The sequence below is a fragment of the Ruegeria profundi genome (genome assembly GCF_020171505.1).
GTDB lineage: Bacteria > Pseudomonadota > Alphaproteobacteria > Rhodobacterales > Rhodobacteraceae > Ruegeria > Ruegeria profundi.
Genome location: NZ_JAIUZS010000015.1, coordinates 1 through 3,573, shown reverse-complemented (window position 1 = coordinate 3,573; position 3,573 = coordinate 1). Strand labels below are relative to the sequence as shown.

Here is a 3,573-nt window from a genome sequence, read left to right as displayed (position 1 = left end):
AGCAGCTGGGCGGTCTCGATTGATACATCGTCTGCGAAGAACGAAGTTCGTAGCAGACATCGTGCTCAAGTAGCCGAATAGGCGGTAGCACAACTATCGTGTGTCTTTCTCTTTCTGGATCAAATCAAGCGCGAGAAGGGCGTTTGGTGAATGCCTTGGCAGCAAGAGGCGATGAAAGACGTGATACTCTGCGATAAGCCATGGGGAGCTGAGAATAAGCTTTGATCCATGGATTTCTGAATGGGGCAACCCACCTGAAAGCTTCATATTGTTATCTTTGGTAATCAATATGTTGCTTAAACAGGTACTTAAGACCTGAATACATAGGGTTTTAAGAGCAAACCCGGGGAACTGAAACATCTAAGTACCCGGAGGAAAGGAAATCAATTGATACTCCCCTAGTAGCGGCGAGCGAACGGGGACCAGCCGAGCCGTGAGTGTGAATAGAACCTGTTGGGAAGCAGGACCATAGAGGGTGATAGTCCCGTATATGAAGCATGATCGGACGTATTAAGTAGGGCGGAACACGTGAAATTCTGTCTGAAGATCGGAGGACCACCTTCGAAGGCTAAGTACTCCTTGCTGACCGATAGCGAACCAGTACCGTGAGGGAAAGGTGAAAAGCACCCCGACGAGGGGAGTGAAACAGTACCTGAAACCGAACGCCTACAATCAGTCGGAGGCTCCTTGCGAGCTGACGGCGTACCTTTTGTATAATGGGTCATCGACTTGGTCTCACGAGCAAGCTTAAGCCGTTAGGTGTAGGCGTAGCGAAAGCGAGTCTTAATAGGGCGTCGAGTTCGTGGGATCAGACCCGAAACCGAGTGATCTAGGCATGGCCAGGTTGAAGGTAAGGTAACACTTACTGGAGGACCGAACCCACATCCGTTGAAAAGGATCGGGATGAGCTGTGCCTAGGGGTGAAAGGCCAATCAAACTCGGAGATAGCTGGTTCTCTGCGAAATCTATTTAGGTAGAGCGTCATCCGAATACCCCGGGGGGTAGAGCACTGGATGGGTAATGGGGCCCCACAGGCTTACTGATCCTAACCAAACTCCGAATACCCGGGAGTACTAGATGGCAGACACACTGCGGATGCTAACGTCCGTAGTGGAGAGGGAAACAACCCTGACCTACGACTAAGGCCCCCAATTCATGGCTAAGTGGGAAAGCAGGTGGGACGACCAAAACAACCAGGAGGTTGGCTTAGAAGCAGCCATCCTTTAAAGATAGCGTAACAGCTCACTGGTCTAAATAAGTTGTCCTGCGGCGAAGATGTAACGGGGCTCAAGCCATGAGCCGAAGTCTAGGGATGCGTAAGCATCGGTAGCAGAGCGTAGTGTGACATAGAACCTTGCCTTTTTTACCGCCGGTCATTTGGTGCGAGCAATCGCGCTCAAGTAGCCGAAGAGGCGGTAGCGCAGGCATAGGTTCTTTCGATGAAGCCGGGGCGTGAGCCATCCGGTGGAGAGATCACTAGTGAGAATGATGACATGAGTAGCGACAAAGAGTGTGAGAGACACTCTCGCCGAAAGTCCAAGGGTTCCTGCTTAAAGCTAATCTGAGCAGGGTAAGCCGGCCCCTAAGCCGAGGCCGAAAGGCGTAGGCGATGGGAACTAGGTTAATATTCCTAGGCCAGGAGGATGTGACGGATTGCAGATGTAGTTCAGCCTTATCGGATTGGTTGGGCTGCTGAGCAGTTCCTGGAAATAGCCCTCCATCAGACCGTACCCTAAACCGACACAGGTGGACTGGTAGAGCATACCAAGGCGCTTGAGAGAACGATGTTGAAGGAACTCGGCAAAATACCTCCGTAAGTTCGCGAGAAGGAGGCCCGGTTCCTAGGCAACTAGGGGCTGGGGGCACAAACCAGGGGGTGGCGACTGTTTATTAAAAACACAGGGCTCTGCGAAGTCGCAAGACGACGTATAGGGTCTGACGCCTGCCCGGTGCCTGAAGGTTAAAAGGAGAGGTGAGAGCCTTGAATTGAAGCCCAGGTAAACGGCGGCCGTAACTATAACGGTCCTAAGGTAGCGAAATTCCTTGTCGGGTAAGTTCCGACCTGCACGAATGGCGTAACGACTTCCCCGCTGTCTCCAACATCGACTCAGCGAAATTGAATTGCCTGTCAAGATGCAGGCTTCCCGCGGTTAGACGGAAAGACCCCGTGCACCTTTACTACAGCTTCGCACTGGCATCAGGATTGTGATGTGCAGGATAGGTGGTAGGCTTCGAAACCGTGACGCCAGTCGCGGTGGAGCCTCCCTTGAGATACCACCCTTCGCACTCTTGATGTCTAACCGCGGTCCGTTATCCGGATCCGGGACCCTGCGTGGCGGGTAGTTTGACTGGGGCGGTCGCCTCCTAAAGCGTAACGGAGGCGCGCGAAGGTTGGCTCAGAGCGGTCGGAAATCGCTCGTTGAGTGCAATGGCAGAAGCCAGCCTGACTGCAAGACTGACAAGTCGAGCAGAGTCGAAAGACGGCCATAGTGATCCGGTGGTCCCGAGTGGAAGGGCCATCGCTCAACGGATAAAAGGTACGCCGGGGATAACAGGCTGATACTGCCCAAGAGTCCATATCGACGGCAGTGTTTGGCACCTCGATGTCGGCTCATCTCATCCTGGGGCTGGAGCAGGTCCCAAGGGTACGGCTGTTCGCCGTTTAAAGAGGTACGTGAGCTGGGTTTAGAACGTCGTGAGACAGTTCGGTCCCTATCTGCCGTGGGTGTAGGAGACTTGAGAGGAGTTGCCCCTAGTACGAGAGGACCGGGGTGAACGATCCACTGGTGGACCAGTTGTCGTGCCAACGGCAGTGCTGGGTAGCTATGATCGGAAAGGATAACCGCTGAAGGCATCTAAGCGGGAAGCCCCCCTCAAAACAAGGTCTCCCTGAGGGCCGTGGAAGACCACCACGTCAATAGGCCGGAGATGTACGCGCAGTAATGCGTTCAGTTGACCGGTACTAATCGCCCGATAGGCTTGATTTGATCCAGTAACAGAAAGACAAAGCCAACCGCCTCAAGTAGCGAAGCGGTAGGCGATCAAACAAGACCAAAAGCATACACCGACCTTGAGTTGGACAACTAAGACGCGGGAACGCGCATTCGTAAACGAATACGCTGCCTCCCGCGCGTGACAATCCGCAAACGCGGATTGCACGGTGTTGATTGATGTGAAACCCCGTAAGGGGTGACATAACAACCGAGTGGCAACGCGCCTTTGCAAGCAAAGACGCTGCCTGCCACCTGTCGCTTTCTTGCACAGCAAGAAAGTCGACATGGGCTTTTCCTCGGTTTGGTGGTCATAGCGCAAGTGAAACACCCGGTCCCATCCCGAACCCGGAAGTTAAGCACTGCCGCGCCAATGGTACTTGGGCTCAAGCCCCGGGAGAGTAGGTCACCGCCAAACCTAGAAAAAGCCCACATTCTCTCTAACGATGAAAAGAACACTACCCGGTCTCAAACAGCCAAATAGGCGGTAGACCAAACCAAAGTGTCGCGGGATGGAGCAGCCCGGTAGCTCGTCAGGCTCATAACCTGAAGGTCGCAGGTTCAAATCCTGCTCCCGCAACCA

Annotated in this window: 1 tRNA gene and 2 rRNA genes; all 3 read left to right on the top strand. The window is 53.6% G+C overall.

Annotated elements, in window-relative coordinates:
- Positions 1 to 122: 122 nt before the first annotated feature.
- The 3 genes from LCM21_RS20595 to LCM21_RS20585 all read left to right on the top strand — a co-directional run bounded on the left by LCM21_RS20595 (position 123) and on the right by LCM21_RS20585 (position 3,573).
- A 23S ribosomal RNA gene (locus LCM21_RS20595) occupies positions 123 to 2,987 on the top strand.
- Positions 2,988 to 3,293: 306 nt separating this feature from the next.
- Positions 3,294 to 3,408: ribosomal RNA gene (gene rrf / locus LCM21_RS20590) — 5S ribosomal RNA — on the top strand.
- Positions 3,409 to 3,496: 88 nt separating this feature from the next.
- Positions 3,497 to 3,573: transfer RNA gene (locus LCM21_RS20585), tRNA-Met, on the top strand.